The sequence below is a fragment of the Delftia sp. RIT313 genome (assembly GCF_000632165.1).
Taxonomy (GTDB): Bacteria; Pseudomonadota; Gammaproteobacteria; order Burkholderiales; family Burkholderiaceae_C; genus Comamonas; species Comamonas acidovorans.
In genome coordinates this window covers 1-331 of record NZ_JFYT01000027.1, presented here as the reverse complement: position 1 = coordinate 331, position 331 = coordinate 1, and the positions used below count along the sequence as shown (strand labels likewise).

Here is a 331-nt window from a genome sequence, read left to right as displayed (position 1 = left end):
CCCTCATAGGCCAGATCCTCGGCCGCCGCTACCACTACGACAGCCTGGGCCAGCTCGTTGCCATCGAACAGGCCGGCGCCCCGGGCCAGGCCGCGCAGCTGCTGCGCTACGGCTACGACAGCGCCGGGCGCCTCAGAGCGGCCACCGACAGCCAGGACCCCCAGATCACCACCCGCTGGCAGATCGACCCTGCAGGCAACCGCCTGCCAGCACCCAGCGCTCCGGGCCAGACGAACACCCAGGACAACTGGGCGGCCCAGGTCCACGCCCACTGGCGGCACACCGACTTCAACCTCATGGGCCTGGGCCACCTTGCAGGCCAGCGGCAAGG

The 331-nt window shown here is 71.3% G+C and carries 1 protein-coding gene; it reads left to right on the top strand.

The features are described 5' to 3' along the window. Positions 1–331, top strand: a 331-nt coding sequence (locus BW39_RS04080; RefSeq protein WP_043820009.1) for an RHS repeat protein, incomplete at both ends; no start/stop codon positions are given.